18 protein-coding genes are annotated in these 15,868 nt (G+C 43.7%); all 18 read right to left on the reverse strand.

All coding sequences use genetic code 11. The annotated features are described in order from the left end of the window. Window positions 1–12 precede the first annotated feature (12 nt). The 18 genes from SALPA_RS07460 to SALPA_RS07545 all read right to left on the reverse strand — a co-directional run bounded on the left by SALPA_RS07460 (window position 13) and on the right by SALPA_RS07545 (window position 15,868). A complete protein-coding gene (locus SALPA_RS07460) occupies window positions 13–543 on the reverse strand; it encodes a pyridoxamine 5'-phosphate oxidase family protein (RefSeq protein ID WP_145091770.1) in 531 nt (176 codons plus the stop codon). Window positions 544–600: 57 nt separating this feature from the next. Beyond that, on the reverse strand, window positions 601–1,038 hold the full coding sequence (locus SALPA_RS07465) for a hypothetical protein (RefSeq protein WP_145091772.1): 438 nt from the start codon (window positions 1,036–1,038) through the stop codon (window positions 601–603). Between the two features lie 129 nt (window positions 1,039–1,167). Beyond that, window positions 1,168–2,556, reverse strand: coding sequence for a Fe-only nitrogenase subunit beta (anfK, locus tag SALPA_RS07470; protein WP_145091774.1), 1,389 nt, complete (start codon window positions 2,554–2,556; stop codon window positions 1,168–1,170). A 71-nt stretch (window positions 2,557–2,627) separates the two neighbouring features. After that, window positions 2,628–2,978: a Fe-only nitrogenase subunit delta gene (anfG, locus tag SALPA_RS07475; protein ID WP_145091776.1), complete on the reverse strand. Its 351-nt coding sequence runs from the start codon at window positions 2,976–2,978 to the stop codon at window positions 2,628–2,630. A 15-nt stretch (window positions 2,979–2,993) separates the two neighbouring features. Continuing rightward, window positions 2,994–4,562, reverse strand: a complete 1,569-nt coding sequence (gene anfD, locus SALPA_RS07480) for a nitrogenase iron-iron protein, alpha chain (RefSeq protein ID WP_145091778.1) — start codon at window positions 4,560–4,562, stop codon at window positions 2,994–2,996. Between the two features lie 29 nt (window positions 4,563–4,591). Further along, complete coding sequence (nifH, locus tag SALPA_RS07485; protein WP_145091780.1) at window positions 4,592–5,419, reverse strand: nitrogenase iron protein; 828 nt, start codon at window positions 5,417–5,419, stop codon at window positions 4,592–4,594. A 68-nt stretch (window positions 5,420–5,487) separates the two neighbouring features. Then, window positions 5,488–5,895 (reverse strand): P-II family nitrogen regulator, encoded by a 408-nt coding sequence (locus tag SALPA_RS07490; RefSeq protein ID WP_145091783.1) that lies wholly within the window; start codon window positions 5,893–5,895, stop codon window positions 5,488–5,490. Window positions 5,896–5,908: 13 nt separating this feature from the next. Further along, complete coding sequence (locus SALPA_RS07495; protein ID WP_145091785.1) at window positions 5,909–6,235, reverse strand: P-II family nitrogen regulator; 327 nt, start codon at window positions 6,233–6,235, stop codon at window positions 5,909–5,911. Window positions 6,236–6,291: 56 nt separating this feature from the next. Next, window positions 6,292–6,564: a hypothetical protein gene (locus SALPA_RS07500; protein ID WP_145091788.1), complete on the reverse strand. Its 273-nt coding sequence runs from the start codon at window positions 6,562–6,564 to the stop codon at window positions 6,292–6,294. Between the two features lie 973 nt (window positions 6,565–7,537). Next, window positions 7,538–8,944 (reverse strand): DASS family sodium-coupled anion symporter, encoded by a 1,407-nt coding sequence (locus tag SALPA_RS07505; RefSeq protein WP_145091791.1) that lies wholly within the window; start codon window positions 8,942–8,944, stop codon window positions 7,538–7,540. Window positions 8,945–9,166: 222 nt separating this feature from the next. Next, window positions 9,167–10,045 carry a radical SAM protein gene (locus SALPA_RS07510; protein WP_145091794.1) on the reverse strand — a complete coding sequence of 293 codons (879 nt, stop codon included), beginning with the start codon at window positions 10,043–10,045 and terminating at the stop codon, window positions 9,167–9,169. Window positions 10,046–10,078: 33 nt separating this feature from the next. Further along, entirely contained in the window at window positions 10,079–10,264 is a 186-nt protein-coding gene (locus SALPA_RS07515; RefSeq protein WP_145091796.1) for a hypothetical protein, read from the reverse strand. 106 nt (window positions 10,265–10,370) lie between these two features. Continuing rightward, a complete protein-coding gene (locus SALPA_RS07520) occupies window positions 10,371–10,964 on the reverse strand; it encodes a molybdenum cofactor guanylyltransferase (RefSeq protein ID WP_145091799.1) in 594 nt (197 codons plus the stop codon). 157 nt (window positions 10,965–11,121) lie between these two features. Continuing rightward, the gene (locus tag SALPA_RS07525) at window positions 11,122–11,823 is read right to left on the reverse strand and encodes a cytochrome b/b6 domain-containing protein (protein ID WP_145091801.1); all 702 of its coding nucleotides are present in this window, start codon (window positions 11,821–11,823) and stop codon (window positions 11,122–11,124) included. A gap of 12 nt (window positions 11,824–11,835) precedes the next feature. Next, entirely contained in the window at window positions 11,836–12,147 is a 312-nt protein-coding gene (locus SALPA_RS07530; protein WP_021169148.1) for an iron hydrogenase small subunit, read from the reverse strand. A gap of 12 nt (window positions 12,148–12,159) precedes the next feature. After that, complete coding sequence (locus SALPA_RS07535; protein ID WP_145091805.1) at window positions 12,160–13,419, reverse strand: [FeFe] hydrogenase, group A; 1,260 nt, start codon at window positions 13,417–13,419, stop codon at window positions 12,160–12,162. A gap of 168 nt (window positions 13,420–13,587) precedes the next feature. Then, entirely contained in the window at window positions 13,588–14,823 is a 1,236-nt protein-coding gene (gene glp, locus SALPA_RS07540) for a gephyrin-like molybdotransferase Glp (protein ID WP_145091808.1), read from the reverse strand. Window positions 14,824–14,845: 22 nt separating this feature from the next. Then, on the reverse strand, window positions 14,846–15,868 hold the full coding sequence (locus tag SALPA_RS07545) for a molybdopterin-binding protein (RefSeq protein ID WP_145091811.1): 1,023 nt from the start codon (window positions 15,866–15,868) through the stop codon (window positions 14,846–14,848).

A 15,868-nucleotide genomic window follows, 5' to 3' on the forward strand; every position in this document is an offset into this window, starting at 1 on the left:
ATCAGCCTCTTTTCATTGCGCCTGAAACATATGCTCCAGATCAATTGGGTTTTCTTTGGCAGTAAGCTCCTCCGGATCAATAGAGTAAACGGCAACAGCATTGTTATCAAAGGATGAACGGTATTTATCCACAAATTGCCCTGAAAGTGGGGTTTTAAAAAACTGCGGCATAAACTTTTCTAAAAACTGCGCCAGTACTTGCGTTTTTTCGGCTAAATCCTGAACAAGAACCGCCTTACCAAAAATAACAACACTCAGGTAGGCAGTATCACATTTGGCCGGCACGGGGTCGGCTACAGTGCCAAATTCTTCAAATACGGTAAAACAGACGGACGGACTGGCGGCAAGGACGACGTTTTTTTTGCCGCTGCCCATACCATGGATATATATTTTACCATTCCAATAAACATAATTGACAGGCAAAGCATAAGGCCTCTCGGCAATTTCACACATGCTTAATGTTCCAACCCTTTTTTCGGTTAAAAAACGGTTAATCTTTTCTTTATCCGCACAAATTCGTTGGGTGTATTTTATTTGTTCCATCCTATCTATCACTCCCTTTAGCTAATAAGCGCACGCCGGTTGAGAAACACAGGCTGGCTATACTTCGTTACTGTTCTTAAAAGCCTCTCTAACTGCAGCAATCCTTGTCTGATCAAATAGTTGCTTAACCTCATTACACATTGCCAAAACGCGATCCGAATCAGATTCTTCGGGAATTCCATGATAATAATTTTCAAGAGAACAAATACCAAATAGTAAATCCAGCGATCTTATTTCCTTATTTAATACCTCAGAAACGTCAATAATTGTTTCTACTGCATCCATAAGACAGGTATAGTTGTGATTTCCCGGCTCTTCGCCGTATAAATCACATAAAGCAATAAGATAGTTTTCGAGCGCAACTGAAGCTACATTAAATATTACACTGGAACACTGTCCTTCTTCCAAAAACTGCTCGGCCCGATGATGATACATCTTGGCACTGCGATAATCTGCCTCAAACGCTTCTATATCGATTTTATTGATATCAATCATTGTTTTATCCTCTTTTTTACTATTGATTCTGCCAGAACCTGATCCGTGTCAGGAACTGGCAGAATCCAATAAATTCCCAGATGTCTTACACTAGCTGATGCTCAGAATGCTACTAGTCTTGAAGATGACTTACCAAACATTGAGAACCCATTCCTTGTTTTTCTTGTATTCCATGTCGGTAAAGAGCGTGTTCGCCATCTGCTCAGCAAGCCAGGTCGCACCCGCATAACCGACAACCGGATGACGATACAGTCCCGCTCGGTCGTAGGTGGGGAACCCTACGCGTACCATCGGAATATTATTGTCAATGGAAACAAACCGTCCCTTGGAATGACCCAGAATGAGATCAAGTTCAAGGCCCTCGTTCTTGATCCGGTTTTCCAGTTCCCACAGATCTGCATTCATGATGATTTCCATATTGAAATCGACGTTTTCCTGCAGCGCCTTAATCCGGGGATCGTCCGGGTAGGACGTATTGTCATCACCAAGCAATAGCAATACCGGTTTCATCTCCAGATCGATACAGAACTCTGCAAGTCCGATAACAAGATCGGCATTGCCATAGATAGCAACCTTCTTATCAGCGAAAAACATGTGAACTAGATCGGTCAGGGCATCAATGGCAAGTCCCCGTTCCCGGACAAGTGATTTGGGAATCGGCTTGCCGGTTAGTTTCTTCACGTTCTGTAAAAAGGTATCTGTGTTGCGGATACCGATAGGCGTCGGACCAATGATCGCCGGAATATCGAATTCTTTTTCCAGATAGGTGGCGGTTTGACCGCCTTCATACCTGTTCAAAGCAATCGTTCCCAACGCGTCCGCTGTCCCGGTCAGGTCCGCAATCGTCGTGTCACCATGGGATACATGGTTGCCGTCAGGCATCAACGGGGAATCGAAATTCTCAATTTCGAACAGCACGGTCGACTCCACCTGCATTGCCGCCAGCAGATGCTTAAGTTCTGTTACATCTCCCGGATTGACCCAGCCGGTAATCAGATTGAGTTTTCCGCTGGGTTTATTTTTTTTCGCAAAGTGACTTACAAACTCTTTCACCGCAACATCGTATCCGCTCACCATACTCCCCTTAAAACTGGGTGTATGCACCGGAATCAAATGAACCTCTCGACCGGCATATTTTTCTTGCAAAAGCTCATTATTGAGTTTCAAAACTACACCGTCGATATCATCACCGATGACTTCTGTCGAACAGGTTGAGATGATCGGTATGACTTTGACATGCGGGTACCGCATCAACAGCACATCAATTGCCTCTTCAACGCGATGGGTGGCACCAAATACCGCACCATCCTCGTGCAGCGAGGAAGACGCTATCTCAAAGCTCTCCTTGAAATGCTGTGAAAACAGCAGGCGGACGAACATAACACAGCCCTGGCCTCCATGAACGATCCCAATACAATCCTTAATTCCTATACTAGCGTACTGCGCGCCACAAGGCTGACAGGTAAATATCGGGTTGATAACGCCGGCACGCTCTTTGGGTTTTACTTCACAAAACATAGCAATTACTCCTTTTTCTATTTGTTTTGTTCTGCGTCCGCCGTAATGGCACACAGCTTTTACCTTACTCTTTAATAATGCGGGTCAGTAAGCTCTGCATTCAGCGATCCTGTAATGGTTAAGTAGTCCATACGGTCTTTGAGTCCCTGCATGAGCAACTTAATCTCCGGTTTATCCATCGTAAGCAACCATGGATACCGGCTTTTGAAAGCATCAGCCAAACACACGGCATCTACCCAATAGACTTTGTCAGTCGGATTGATAATGTCAACGGGTTCATCGCACAATAGCTGCATCGTTTTCGTAAGGATTCCCTCGTTTTGTTTCTCCCGGTCCCAGGAACGGGAGTGAAACTGCCACAGACATTTTTTCATTATATAATCTACTAGCTGCTCAGTCCTGTCTTTCATCATATCCTCCATAGCTATCATCCTCCGTTACACCGCAGAAAGCTGCTTGGCTGCTGGTGGAATTTGCGGATACGTCTTGCCGCGCAATTGTGAAATGACATCATATTTACCTGTATACTCTCTCATCAAGCTTGAAGAGGTTACGTCTTCGCTCAAGTTCGCATCAGATAACATTTTTTGAGTGACAAATCCTGTATTAGTTGGAATTTCATCCTTACTAATATCCACAAAGGCCAACTGGTGAAGCGGTGAATAGATCGCATTGTAGATATCACGGGCAAATCTGACCCAGCCTTCATAACCCTTCCAGGGACCATTGTGGTAGGCATGGGCATTGAGGTAGGGAACCCGGATCTTCTTGGCAACCTCGCCCGGACGCTTACCGGTAAAAATGATGTCAGGTTTCAGCATCTCCATCGCTTCTAGTCCTTCCAGTTCATTGGGATCATCAATGGCGAGCGCGCCTTCTTCACACCGGGAAATCCCTTTTTCAAAGTCTCCCTGATGACCGAATTTCGAATACACCGAAACGACTTCGACCCCCATCTCTTCATGAATTACATGCGCCCAGTGCCAGAGCTTGGAACCACCCGGCCAGAGACACACTTTTTTGCCTTGCAGGCGTTCCCTGTACCAGTCAAGTTCCGGTTTCCATCTGGCGGTTTCTTCATCAATGATGGCCTGGGCTCTGTCTTCAATACCGAAGAATAACCCAACCTTCCGCAGTGACGCCGACAATGGTTCGAAGCCAAATCCATCAATATCAAGCCGTGGAGTCCCGTATCGTACCCGGAGTTCATTGCAGATATACTCGGCCGAACGCGCGCATTCCAATACGTTGAGGTGCGCCCGGTGCATAGCTCGGAGATCATCATAGGACCCGTTACCGGTAAAAGTGGACAGAACCTGAATACCCATTCTCTTAAAATAGTCCTGCATAACCTCCTGGTCTCCCTGAATGTTATACTCGCCCACGTAATTAATGACATAGTCGCTGGTGATTTTCGGTTCAATATTGCCGACCTTCTGATTGATCCAGGCGATATTGATTTTATGATGTCCCCCTGACTGGCTCGGCCCCCCGAACCCGGGGGAATTGCAGACGAAGATATCGACATCAGGCATTTCTTCCATCACTTCCTGGGCAATTGCATTGATATCATCACCGATCAAAGCGGAAGCACAGGTTTGGTAGAGAGTCATCCGTTTCTTATCGGGGAATGCCTTGAACGCCTCAATAATGTTTTGCTTGAGCAGTTTTTCGGCGCCGAATATAACATGTTTTTCCTTCATGTCTGTCGCGTAAGTATATTTGAGCTGGAAGTTATCGTTATCGCTGATATAGCGTTTGGTTTGCCAGGTGTCGTAGGTACAACCGACCGGTCCATGGCTCATATGGATAACATCCTTCATCGGTGTACCAATAACATGCTTTGCCCCGCAGTACGCACAGCCGCGTTCCGAAATCGACCCTGGAATTGTATTAAGATATCCGAGGGGAAGGGCCGATGTCAAATCCTCGCCGGGCCCTTTTATCACTGCATGCTTTTTTCTTTCTGGAATACACTTGCTGCATTCAAACTCATGATATGGCATGGATTTGTTCCTCCTTACTTTTTAAAATATTAATCGGAAATACCGTATTTAACAACCATAGCCTCTAACTCATCCATCTTGAGCGGTTTAGGAATAACAAAATTCTTATTTTCGATAATCTTTTTGGCCAATTCTCCATACTCTTTTGCCTGGTTGCATTCAGCGTCATACTCGACAACTGTTTTCTTGTTAAATTCGGCTTTTTGCACGATATTATCGCGCGGTACAAAGTGAATCATCTGGGTGCCGATGGCAGCTGTAAACTCTTCCAGGAACTCTCTTTCCCGGTCAACTTTACGGCTATTGCAAATAACCCCGCCAAGACGGACGCCGCTTTGCTTCGCATATTTAACAAGGCCTTTGCAAATGTTGTTGGCTGCATAGATAGCCATCATCTCTCCGGAAGCAACAATATATACTTCCTGCGCTTTACCGTCACGGATAGGCATGGCAAAACCACCGCAAACAACATCACCAAGTACATCAAAAAATACAAAATCTAAGTCCGGTGTATAAGCACCGTTTTTCTCCATAAGATCAATGGCTGTAATTACGCCCCGGCCTGCGCAGCCTACACCCGGTTCAGGACCACCGGACTCAACACAACGAATTCCCTGGTACCCTGTTTTTACTATTTTTTCAACGGTAATTTTTTCTTCACCCTCATCACGCAGCATATCCATTAATGTCTTTTGATTCATCCCGCCGAGAATAAGCCGCGTTGAATCTGCCTTAGGATCGCAGCCATGGATAAATACTTTCTGATCGTAGAAATGGGCCATTGCCCCTGCTGTGTTTTGTTGGGTAGTGGATTTTCCGATGCCGCCTTTACCATATATCGCAATTTTTCTTGGCATTTCTGCACTCTCCTTCTTACTTTAAAGTTTTAATACTATTGGCTATAAACTGTTTACTATTCTTCCGGTTACACAGCCGCGTCGCCGGTTTCGCCGGTTCTGACACGAATGGCATCTGAAATCGGCAGGATAAATATTTTGCCATCACCGACCTTGTTATCTGTCCGGTTTACTGCGATAATTGTTTCAATAATTTTAGCTACTTCCTCATCATGGGCTAAGATAGTAAACATCCGGCGAGGAAACAACCGTGTACCATCCAAAAATTGAACAATCATTTTTTCAGTCTTGGCATCGTCTTCTTTAGACAAGGCCAATAAGGTTTTCCGCCGTTCTGCAATAATCGACAGATCCTCAACCAGCCTGCCGCGCCCCATCACTTTAGTGGCGGTAAAACCAGCCACCCCAATCTCCACCAGGGCTTTTTTTGTAGCACTGACTTTGTTCATCCTGATCACAGCAATAATTTCTTTCACAGTTGCTCCTCCTTTACAGCCCTGTAGCACCGGTGGAAACAGTATATACTCCATCAAGCGGGCTGATAAAGATTTTACCGTCACCAAACGATCCCTCGCCGCTGCTCTTAGCGTATTTGATGATAATTGACACAATTTCCTCTTTGTTTGCTGCAGGAGTCGCCATCATAATCAGGCTCTTGGGAATTTCGTCATATACGACGTCACCAACTTTTATCCCCATCTGCTTACCGCGGCCTACAACATCGACCACAGTGGCGGCATGGAAGCCGGCAGCCGATAGTTCTGAAAGAAGTACGTCTTTTTTCTCCGGTCTAACAATGGCTCTAACCATTATCATCGCTATCTCTCCCTTGATTTTTGTATTACACTGGGTTTCAACACTTTCAGCCTAGACTATACTTTGACTAACCGGTATGGCGAACGTAAGCTGATAGTAATTTCTCCTTTTAAAAAACTGTCAATCAGAGCTTCCGATTTCCTGATTTCTTTTTTATTTACCAAGGAAATTAAATCGGCTTTACAGACAGTACTAAATTTGTAATCTTTTACTTTTCGTTTAGAGAGTTCGGTCGGAAGCATACTCTGGTCTGCACTAATCCCGGGGTTGGCATATCTATTGCTGCCAATGATAGTTTTGCTGTCTGTTTTCAATGCTCCCTTTTCCACGATATTGTCTCCTCCCTATTTTTCTTCTTGAAAAGAGAATACTAACTTGTTATAATAAAATGGGTAATTTGAATAAACCTAGTGCTACTGGGAATAGTAAATTTACCTGTGCTTCATGGGTATTCGTAGTGCTCATGAAGCTTTATATTGTTATGCTTTAACTCGATATAACCACCTCCTTAAAATATCGGCATACACCAAACTTTTTGACACAACCAATTTATACAAGCTGCATTGCTTACTAAATTGACTGTGGCGATAAGTTTGTTTATTGTTGAGTAATTAATTTAAATTAAAAATGGGTAAACTAAATAAACCCTAGTGCCACTGGAAATCGAAGATTTTTCGTCTTCTGCTCCTGAGCTTGATAGATATTCGTAGTATCTATCAAGCTTTTTGTTTGACTATTTAAAAGAATAAAAAAAATCAACTAACCGCACCTTGTGACGGCTAATTGATACCCCTTTGTACCTGTAGTTGAATTACTATTTACACATACAATACAACAAAACCAAATTATAGTCAATAACATTTTCTAAATTTCAGCACTCATATCAAATAAAAACTATCTAAAACTAATTACGATTACTCCATAACGCTTTATTGACATTGTTTTTGTTTGTTTTTGTTTTGTTTTTTTAAAAATGATTTGCATTCAAGAAATAATCAGTTATAATATAATCAAAAATTGAGTTTCAAAGTCACAAGGATGTGCCGACCGGAGATAGCCGAGTCGGTTTTTATTTTCTGGAGGTGATGCCACATGTCAACTCACTTCACTTTGTCTACATAACCCGTTTTGGAACGACTTTCATCTCTGAACCACTTTCACAAACATGATGTAAACCTGACCTCGCTTCTGAAGCGGATCTGCGAACTTTACTCAACAAACTTTACGCGCAAGCGAAAGTGGCCAAAAATTAGATATTATATTATCTTTAATCATTGCTGCAGCTCCTCATATAACGTACTGCTAATACCATAATCCAATCAAGCGCCAATAAACAACGCCTACTGTTAAATATAGCACCACATGCAGCAAGGTAATCACGGTGCCAACACACCACCAAGTCTTTTTATTATTATATCCCTTTTCCATCAAAAGCGGCCCTAGCGCGTTGCCATAATGCGTCAATGTGCAAGAAATAATCATTAAATAGGCTAACACAAAAAAGGCCGGATACCTGGGTACATCAGTAGCTGCAACAAACGAAAAAATAAGCGGTGAAAAGGCTACCACATAGCCCGTATAGGATACGAAAAAATAGTGTGGCAAAATGGCCAGCGCCGCCACTAGCAGCAAAATACTATAGGGACCCAAACCGGCTGTCGGCAGCAATAGTTTGATAACTCCGGCAAACCAGGCAAAAAATTCCAGTTTGGTCAGGGCCACTGAAAAACCTAAAATCGCACCAAACCAAATGAGAAGCGACCACATTTCTTTGGTTTCAGCCAAGTCATTCCAATTAAGAACTCCGGTTACCAGCATAAGTGATACACCAATAAAGGCTACTAGCGTGCTATCTACTTTTGTTACCGTACCTGTGGACCATAGAATCAATATTGTTAAAAATATTCCAATTGCAGTTAACTCATTCCTGCTAATATGGCCCATGCCTGCCAATTCCCGCCTGGCACTGGCCCGCACCGCTGCCATAGAGACTGTGTCCGGCGGACATAACTTATATACAATATAAGGTGTCAATAAAAAACCGATAAACCCCGGCAACGCCGCCAGGGTCCATAATGGCCAACTAATACTTATGCCTAGCACATCCTGAGCCAGCTTAACATTGATTAGATTTGGCCCCATCCCAGTCATAAACAAACCACCGGAAAGCATACTGGCAGTAAATGTCAGCAGGGTAAAATAGGCACCCGTTCGCTGCTTGCCTTCCGGGTTATCGGAACTGCTGGCATCAATAACCCCCTCAGCCAGCGGATATACCAATCCGCCTGTTCGGGCTGGTGAAGACGGCGTACTAGTAGCCAGTATCATATCAATAAAGCTTAAAATATAACCAATCCGCAGCGTTGTCTTGCCAAACTGACTAATTAGCCAAAGGCCAATCCTGCGGGTAAGTCCTGACTTTTTCAGACCGACACCAATCATCGAAGCTACCAGTGTCAGCCACATCATTGTATCAGTGTACCCGACTAATATCTCACGAATGGGCAGAACAAATATACCTGACAATGTTGTGATAACTAATAATAACGTCGGTTCAGAACAGGGTTGCAAAATAAGACCCAGTATTAAAGCAACAAACACACCAAATAAATGCCACGCTGTTACGCTTAAGCCACTGGGGACCGGATAAGCAAAAAACACTCCGGCAACACTCAACAAAACGGCGATTTTGGCAAAGCGCACTTTCACATACTCATCTCCTTAAATAAAAACTTCTTTAATACTACCACTTTCTCTCCCTTGTTACAAAACTTTTTTTATCTTTTGCGACAAGTTAAGACTCCCGCCTTCTTACAAATACACTTTACTTATTTTGTCTAGTACTGCTATAGATAACAAAAACAGGGCCATGCGGCCCTGTTTTCGTTACAACTTTATTTTATCCTAATGCACCATTGACAGCAAATTTCATTATACCCTCTCTGTCTCCCGTGGACGAAGCTTGGAAACGTCTTTGCTGTCTATAATCGTGGTAAGTGTTCGCAGCAGTTCGTCTTTGCCTTCAGGCATTATATTTTCCAAATAGATACAGTTAGATGGATGAATCGAAGTAATACCGGAATGTTTCAGCTCCATATCCCGAATCATTACACGCAGCTCTGCCAATATTTCCATTTCTTCCGGGACTTCGAACGCCCCGCTTTGAGTTTTCTCATAGAGCTCAGTTCCTGGCTGTACGATAATCGTTAGAATACCTATATAATCCGGCTGAATCTCATTACAAATCAGAGCCGTATTCTTTGCATGCTCCCAGGCTTTGGCCCCTTTCCCTGCCAACCCTAAAATCACGGTAACAAACAAATTTATCCCCGCTTGCTTTATTTTTCTCCCTGCTTGAACCATTTCCCCACGGCTAACGCCTTTTCGTATAGCACGAAGAACCTCTTCATCTCCGCTCTCTACACCCAGATGAGCCTCAACCAGTCCATGTTTTTGAAGCTCTATCAATTCAGCAAGCGTTTTATTCAATATGCTAACGGCACTCGCGTAAGTTCCAACATAGGTGAGGCTGGGAAAAGTATCATACAGGCAGTCTAATATCGTTATCAAATTCTCTGCAGGCATACTTAGTGCATCACCGTCTGCAAGAAAAACCTTTTTCACATCACCATAATATTCTTTTGCGAGCTCAATATCTTTTAAAATTTCATTTAGCTCACGCAAACGATATTGCTTATCTTTATACATATAGCAAAATATACATTGATTATGACTGCAGCCAATCGTACACTGCAGTATATAATCGTCTCCTGCTAAATGGGGGCTGTAAATATTTCCTTCATATCTCATACGCGATTCTCTCTCCCAGCAATCGAGCGCAGACTAATTGTTAGCTACTTTGCGCACATACATGAACTTAACTTTTGCGTTACTCGGTTTATTTTTATACAGCATACTATATACCATTTTCTTAGCATCTTCCGGACTACTAGTTTTTACTGTATTCATCATTAAGATAGCATCACCTGCAGTTGGGCAAAGGTGATACTTAACTTCATATGTGTTCATATTATCACCTCGCCTCAGATATTTTTACGCTTCCGCTGTTCCAAATGGAGTAACTATGGCTTCCTGTACAAAGCCAAGCAGACTAGGCTGCTATTACACCGGTAGGTTAACTAACCGGTTTATCGCTCCCGCCAAGATAGGATAAATCTTCTGGTGTATTAAGGTTACAAAATATTTCTTTAGGGTCCCCCACCTGCCGTAAATCGCTTTCAACTATTTTGCATACTCTTACATCGGGATAAAATCTAAATACCTGACTAACACCTGCTTGCAAACACTTTTCTATCGGTTTTATGCAATTGCGTGAATAGACTGCGCAGAGTGGTTCTAACCGGTTTCCTATCTCGGGAACGACTACGTCACATCCCGCTCTTCGTTCCAGTAAATACCTGGCTAGCTCTTCTGTAAAAAACGGCATATCACAGGAAACTATAAATGAGTACTGATGTTGGGCGGCCATAAGTCCTGCTTGCATTCCGCCAAGCGGACCCATGCCCGGGTAGCTGTCTGGAACCTCCACAATTCCCGGTAAATTATATTTTGCTGTGTGGTTACTGGCAATAATTACTTCATCCACAAAGTTTTGCAGTTTTCGCACAGTACGCTCGATAAGAGTTTCATTTTTAAATACTAACAGGGTTTTATCCCGCCCCATGCGTGAACTGCGTCCTCCTGCCAAAATTATACCGCTCACCGCCATAATAGCCCCCCTAGCCCATTGAATTCTATTTCTATTATACTTTCTTATTAAAAATTTTGCAGGTGCAAATGGGTGTTTTATAGCACACCACCCACCTGCAATTTTTTAACATTTGTATATGCTGTTCAAAAAAGTGAGCTATTTCTGCGCCTTATTGTTAACGTACATGCTGCTGCCCTGTAACAGGTACAGACGTATTGGCTTTTACTCGCATAATTTCGTTTTCAACCCATACCGGGTTATGATGCTCAGCCTCATGGAGCGGCTGAGTTCCATCACCAAACATGCACAAAAATTCGCCCCAATTGTAGATTCCGAGGAAGATATGCGCGAATACGCTCACTCCCAGGACAATACCAACCACCAAATGCACCATATCAAACCAGTACATGGCTGCTTTAGGCGCTACCGGCAGGAAGGCATATAGTGCCCACCCGGTAACAATTAACAGTATACCACCAATCAGCATCATAATCCCCATTTGTTTTTGACCAGAGTTCATTTTACCCATTGGCGGCACTGGAATGGTTTTGCCTAATAGAATTTTCTGCGGATAGCCACCACAAATCTTCATCCAGGCCATATCCCGCTCATCAAAGGTAAATATCCGGCGGGTAAAGGCAACAATTCTGTCCAAAGCAAAAATCGTGTAAAAAATACACGCTAACGTAAGAATGCCTGCACCAACAATATGGATTTGCATAATCAAATTTTGCAAATCTTCACCAAATGGTTTTAGCCAAATAAAAAATCCGGTAATGGCTGCTGGTAAAAAACCTACTATTAATCCCCAGTGAAATAGCCGCGAGATAAGAGGGTGCTTGAGTACCCGCGGTCCATGTTCATCATGCTGGCTCATCAATTATCCCTCCTACACTAATTTCGTTCTGTCTACATACTTAGTATGAAACAGTTCTTCGGCCAAATTACTGAGTGGATTCTGGGCAAACTTTTTGTACACATCAGTAACCGCCTGATTGTTGTGGCTTTGGCGGACTTTTGCTTTTACATCATCATTATAAATGCCTTGTGCCCGCAGCTTAATGTATTTTGTGCGGTCTTGTACCAAATCTGTAGCAACATAGGCCCCGGTCCACAAGATTGCACCGGCTACACCTACAATTCCGATGAATTCACGTCGTGAGACCTTCACGGCCTTTTCTACATAATCATAATGCGCCATTGTGTTCCCTCCTTATGACCAAGGTAGTACGGCCTTGGCTTTATCCAGCCAGGAAGTACCCATTGGGTTGATTGGCTGACCGCCACCATTGACACAGCCGGCCGGACAATTCATAATTTCGATGAAGTGATAAGGTGATTTACCAGCCTTGGTTTCTTCCAGGAGCGGTTTTACGTTTTCTTTGGTGCCATGAGCTACCGCTACCTTCAACGTAACTTCTTTACCTGTTTTAGCATCTTTCATGGTAACACTAGCTTCCTTTACGCCTTTGAGACCGCGAACAGGCTTGAATTCAAGCACATCCAGTTCCTGACCGGTGATTACAAAATAGGCTGTCCGTAAAGCGGCTTCCATTACACCGCCAGTATTGGCAAAAATAGTACCTGCGCCACTGTATTGGGCCAAGGGATTATCCTTATCAGTAAACTCAGCAACAGTCCTAAGGTCAATATTCAGTTTCTTAAACAGACGGGCTAAATCCCTGGTAGTGAGTACTACATCAATATCAGGATAGCTTCCTGATCTGCCTTGTGTCTTCCAGTAATCCGAAGCACTTGTAAATTCAGGGCGCGAAGCCTCGAATTTTTTGGCAGTACAGGGCATAACGCCTACCATAAAAATATCTTCCGGGTTAACCTTCCAAACTTCCTTGGCACCATAGGTTTTTCCGAGTGCGCCAGCCATCATCATTGGTGATTTGGCAGAAGACATATTGGGTAAAAGTTCGGGGTAATACAGCTCGGCATACCGGACCCAGGCCGGACAGCACGAAGTAAACTGTGGCAAAGGCCCTAAATGATGTTCTGCCGGCTCCCCTAATGCATAGTGGCGTATCTTGGCAATAAGCTCCATGCCTTCTTCCATAATGGTCTGGTCAGCAGTAAAGACAGTGTCAAGAACTTTAAACCCAGCCTGTTTCAGTGCTCCATACATTTTTTCTGTTACCAGGCTGCCGGGTTCCATGCCGAACTCCTCACCAATAGCAACACGAACCGCCGGGGCAATTGTAGCAACAACTGTGAGCTGTTTGTTTTTTAGCTGTGCAAGCACTTTGTCGACAACGTCAACCTTATCCTGCGGTGCTCCAAAAGGGCAATTTACCAAGCATTGTCCACAAGAGATACACTTCTCACTGTTGATCGCATGAACGGTTCCATATTTGCCGTCGATAGCTCCTGTCGGGCAAAACGACTTGCAGGAATCGCAGCCTTTACAAGCCTTTCGATCGATTTCAATAACCCTTGTTAACTCTTGTCCTTGAAATCCTTTCAAATTTAGACCTCCCCTATAAAATTTAAGCTAACTTGGCTCGCACCAAACCTTTGGCGATTGACGAGAGCTGAGTTAACTTAGTAAATCAGAAAGTAAGTACTTTCTGATTTACTAAAAAAACTATTTTAGTCAGTAATATAGGGTACTGTCCTTAGGTTGTCTGCCACCTCATATAAAGAGTTCACTGCCGCCTACCATAACTGCTGAAACTTCTTGTCCGGCGACTAACGGTCCACTTCCCGCAGGCACGTCAATTAGCGCATTGCAGGCAACCATGGATTTCAGAACACCATTACTTTGCCCGCCTGTAAGTTCTATATAATTAGTATTGTTAATTGTCTGTACTTTGGCCCGTAAAAATCTGCGCTGTGTACTCGGTTTATTAAAGCTGCCTTTCAGAATTGCCGAAATTTTGGGCGGCATTTTTTGGTCAAGCCCGAGCATTATTTTAATTAAAGGCACAACGATCAAATCAAAGGTTATACAGGCGGCGGCAGGGTTTCCCGAAAGGCCAATAATTAATTTATTATGGTAGGTTGCAGCTATCATCGGCGAACCTGGCTTCATATCAATTTTTCGAAAAATGATTTCTGCACCAATTTCTTTAAAAGCAGCTGGTACTATATCGTAATCACCTACTGAAACGCCCCCGGTAGTAATGACTAAATCCGCTACGTCTAATGCTTGGGTAAGGCGTTCAACTATAGCTTCTTTTTCATCAGGAACAATTCCCATTGCCACAGGCGCTGCCCCTAGTTGCAAACAATAGGCACCCAGAAAATGTTGATTGGAATTATATATCTTACCTGGCCGCAGTTCTTCTGCCGGATCGATCACTTCGTCACCGGTACTAAGGATAGCTATTCTGGTCTTACTAAACACCGGTACTTCATCTAATCCAATGGCGGCTAGCAGCCCCACAAGCGGCGGAGTCAACACCGTACCTTTCTTAGCAATAACTTCTCCCTGCTGTACGTCCTCACCAGCTCGAATGATATCGTTTCCCGCTTTTAGGGGATAATATAGTTCGACCTTATTTCCCGCTCTTTTTACGTCCTCAAATTTGATAATTACATCGGCACCATTTGGTATCGGAGCCCCGGTCATAACCTTGATAGCCGTTCCCTGAGTTACCTGTTTTTTAGGCATATAGCCCGCTTGTACCTCTTCGATAACTTCCAGTGTCACTGGATTTGATGAGTTAGCTTGTTCAGTATCTTGCGCCTGTAGCGCATAGCCGTCCAAAGGTGATTTATCAAATGGCGGCAGGTTTATACCTGTTCGTACATCCTGACTTAAAACCCTGCCGGCAGCGCTAGTCAACGGCACCTGACATTCTGTAACCGGATGGGTTAAATTTAATAACAATGCCTGCGCTTCTTCCAAGGGAATACCTGTCTTCATTTTTCCACCTCCTGTTTCCTTTTCACGCACCAGTACCAAACGAGCAAGCGGGGTACTGGCAAACCTCACACTCCAGACATAAGCCGCCCATTCCCAGCTTCACAACCATTGGCCTGGTAATATGCTGACCTGTCAAAACCAATGGCAGAACAAGATCAAACACTGTCGTTTTATGATACATTACGCAGCCTGGCAATCCTAAAACCGGTACTTGCCCCAAATACGCCACCATTAGCATTGATCCCGGCAATACAGGCGCACCATAGGTTACAATTTCCGCCCCTGCTTTTCTAATTCCGCTGGGAGTAACATCATCAGGGTCAACCGACATGCCTCCAGTTGTCAATATCAGTTCAGCACCATTAGCTAGTAAGGATTTCACTGCTTGTGCTATTTCCTCCGCATCATCAGGAACAAGAATGTGCTGCACTACCTGGCAGCCAAATCCTTCTACTTTTGCTTTTACAACCGGCCCAAACTTATCCTGAATACGTCCATGATAAACCTCACTGCCTGTCGTAATAACACCCACTTTATAAGAATGAAACGGTTTAACGGCAACAACCTCGGTTTGCTGGGCAATTTTCTCCACCATTGCTATTTTGGTTTCATCAATCAATAAGGGGATAACCCGGACACTGGCAATCTTATCTCCTTTTTTCACCGGCCTGTTGTTATTACGGGTCGCAACAACAATCTCTTCAATCATATTAATACGTGTTAGGAGCTCTTCATTTATAGCAACCATTCCATCATGCCCGGCGATAAGATTAACCTTGCCTTCACTGGGATCAGTCATGCTAAGTCCTTGCCCCTTTACTGCCTGGGCAAGACGTAGTCCCGCGTCATTTTCATGCAAAAATCCTTTTTTCATTTGCCAAACATAAAGATGTTCCTTTCCCAGCTTCAAGAGTTTCGGAATATCTTCTGCTGTAATGATATGTCCTTTTTTAAAGGCTTCACCCTTGAATTCACCAGGTATTATTTTAGTAATGTCATGACATAGCACATTGCCTATTGCTTCTTCCACTCTGACTATCTGCAT

The sequence above is a fragment of the Sporomusa sp. KB1 genome (genome assembly GCF_007830295.1).
Lineage (GTDB): Bacteria > Bacillota > Negativicutes > Sporomusales > Sporomusaceae > Sporomusa.

Coding starts and splice junctions, on each gene's coding strand:
- SALPA_RS07460 (WP_145091770.1), bottom strand. CDS start 543: ATGGAACAAATAAAATACACCCAACGAATTTGTGCGGATAAAGAAAAG.
- SALPA_RS07465 (WP_145091772.1), bottom strand. CDS start 1,038: ATGATTGATATCAATAAAATCGATATAGAAGCGTTTGAGGCAGATTAT.
- anfK (WP_145091774.1), bottom strand. CDS start 2,556: ATGTTTTGTGAAGTAAAACCCAAAGAGCGTGCCGGCGTTATCAACCCG.
- anfG (WP_145091776.1), bottom strand. CDS start 2,978: ATGGAGGATATGATGAAAGACAGGACTGAGCAGCTAGTAGATTATATA.
- anfD (WP_145091778.1), bottom strand. CDS start 4,562: ATGCCATATCATGAGTTTGAATGCAGCAAGTGTATTCCAGAAAGAAAA.
- nifH (WP_145091780.1), bottom strand. CDS start 5,419: ATGCCAAGAAAAATTGCGATATATGGTAAAGGCGGCATCGGAAAATCC.
- SALPA_RS07495 (WP_145091785.1), bottom strand. CDS start 6,235: ATGATAATGGTTAGAGCCATTGTTAGACCGGAGAAAAAAGACGTACTT.
- SALPA_RS07510 (WP_145091794.1), bottom strand. CDS start 10,045: ATGAGATATGAAGGAAATATTTACAGCCCCCATTTAGCAGGAGACGAT.
- SALPA_RS07515 (WP_145091796.1), bottom strand. CDS start 10,264: ATGAACACATATGAAGTTAAGTATCACCTTTGCCCAACTGCAGGTGAT.
- SALPA_RS07520 (WP_145091799.1), bottom strand. CDS start 10,964: ATGGCGGTGAGCGGTATAATTTTGGCAGGAGGACGCAGTTCACGCATG.
- SALPA_RS07525 (WP_145091801.1), bottom strand. CDS start 11,823: ATGAGCCAGCATGATGAACATGGACCGCGGGTACTCAAGCACCCTCTT.
- SALPA_RS07530 (WP_021169148.1), bottom strand. CDS start 12,147: ATGGCGCATTATGATTATGTAGAAAAGGCCGTGAAGGTCTCACGACGT.
- glp (WP_145091808.1), bottom strand. CDS start 14,823: ATGAAGACAGGTATTCCCTTGGAAGAAGCGCAGGCATTGTTATTAAAT.
- SALPA_RS07545 (WP_145091811.1), bottom strand. CDS start 15,868: ATGCAGATAGTCAGAGTGGAAGAAGCAATAGGCAATGTGCTATGTCAT.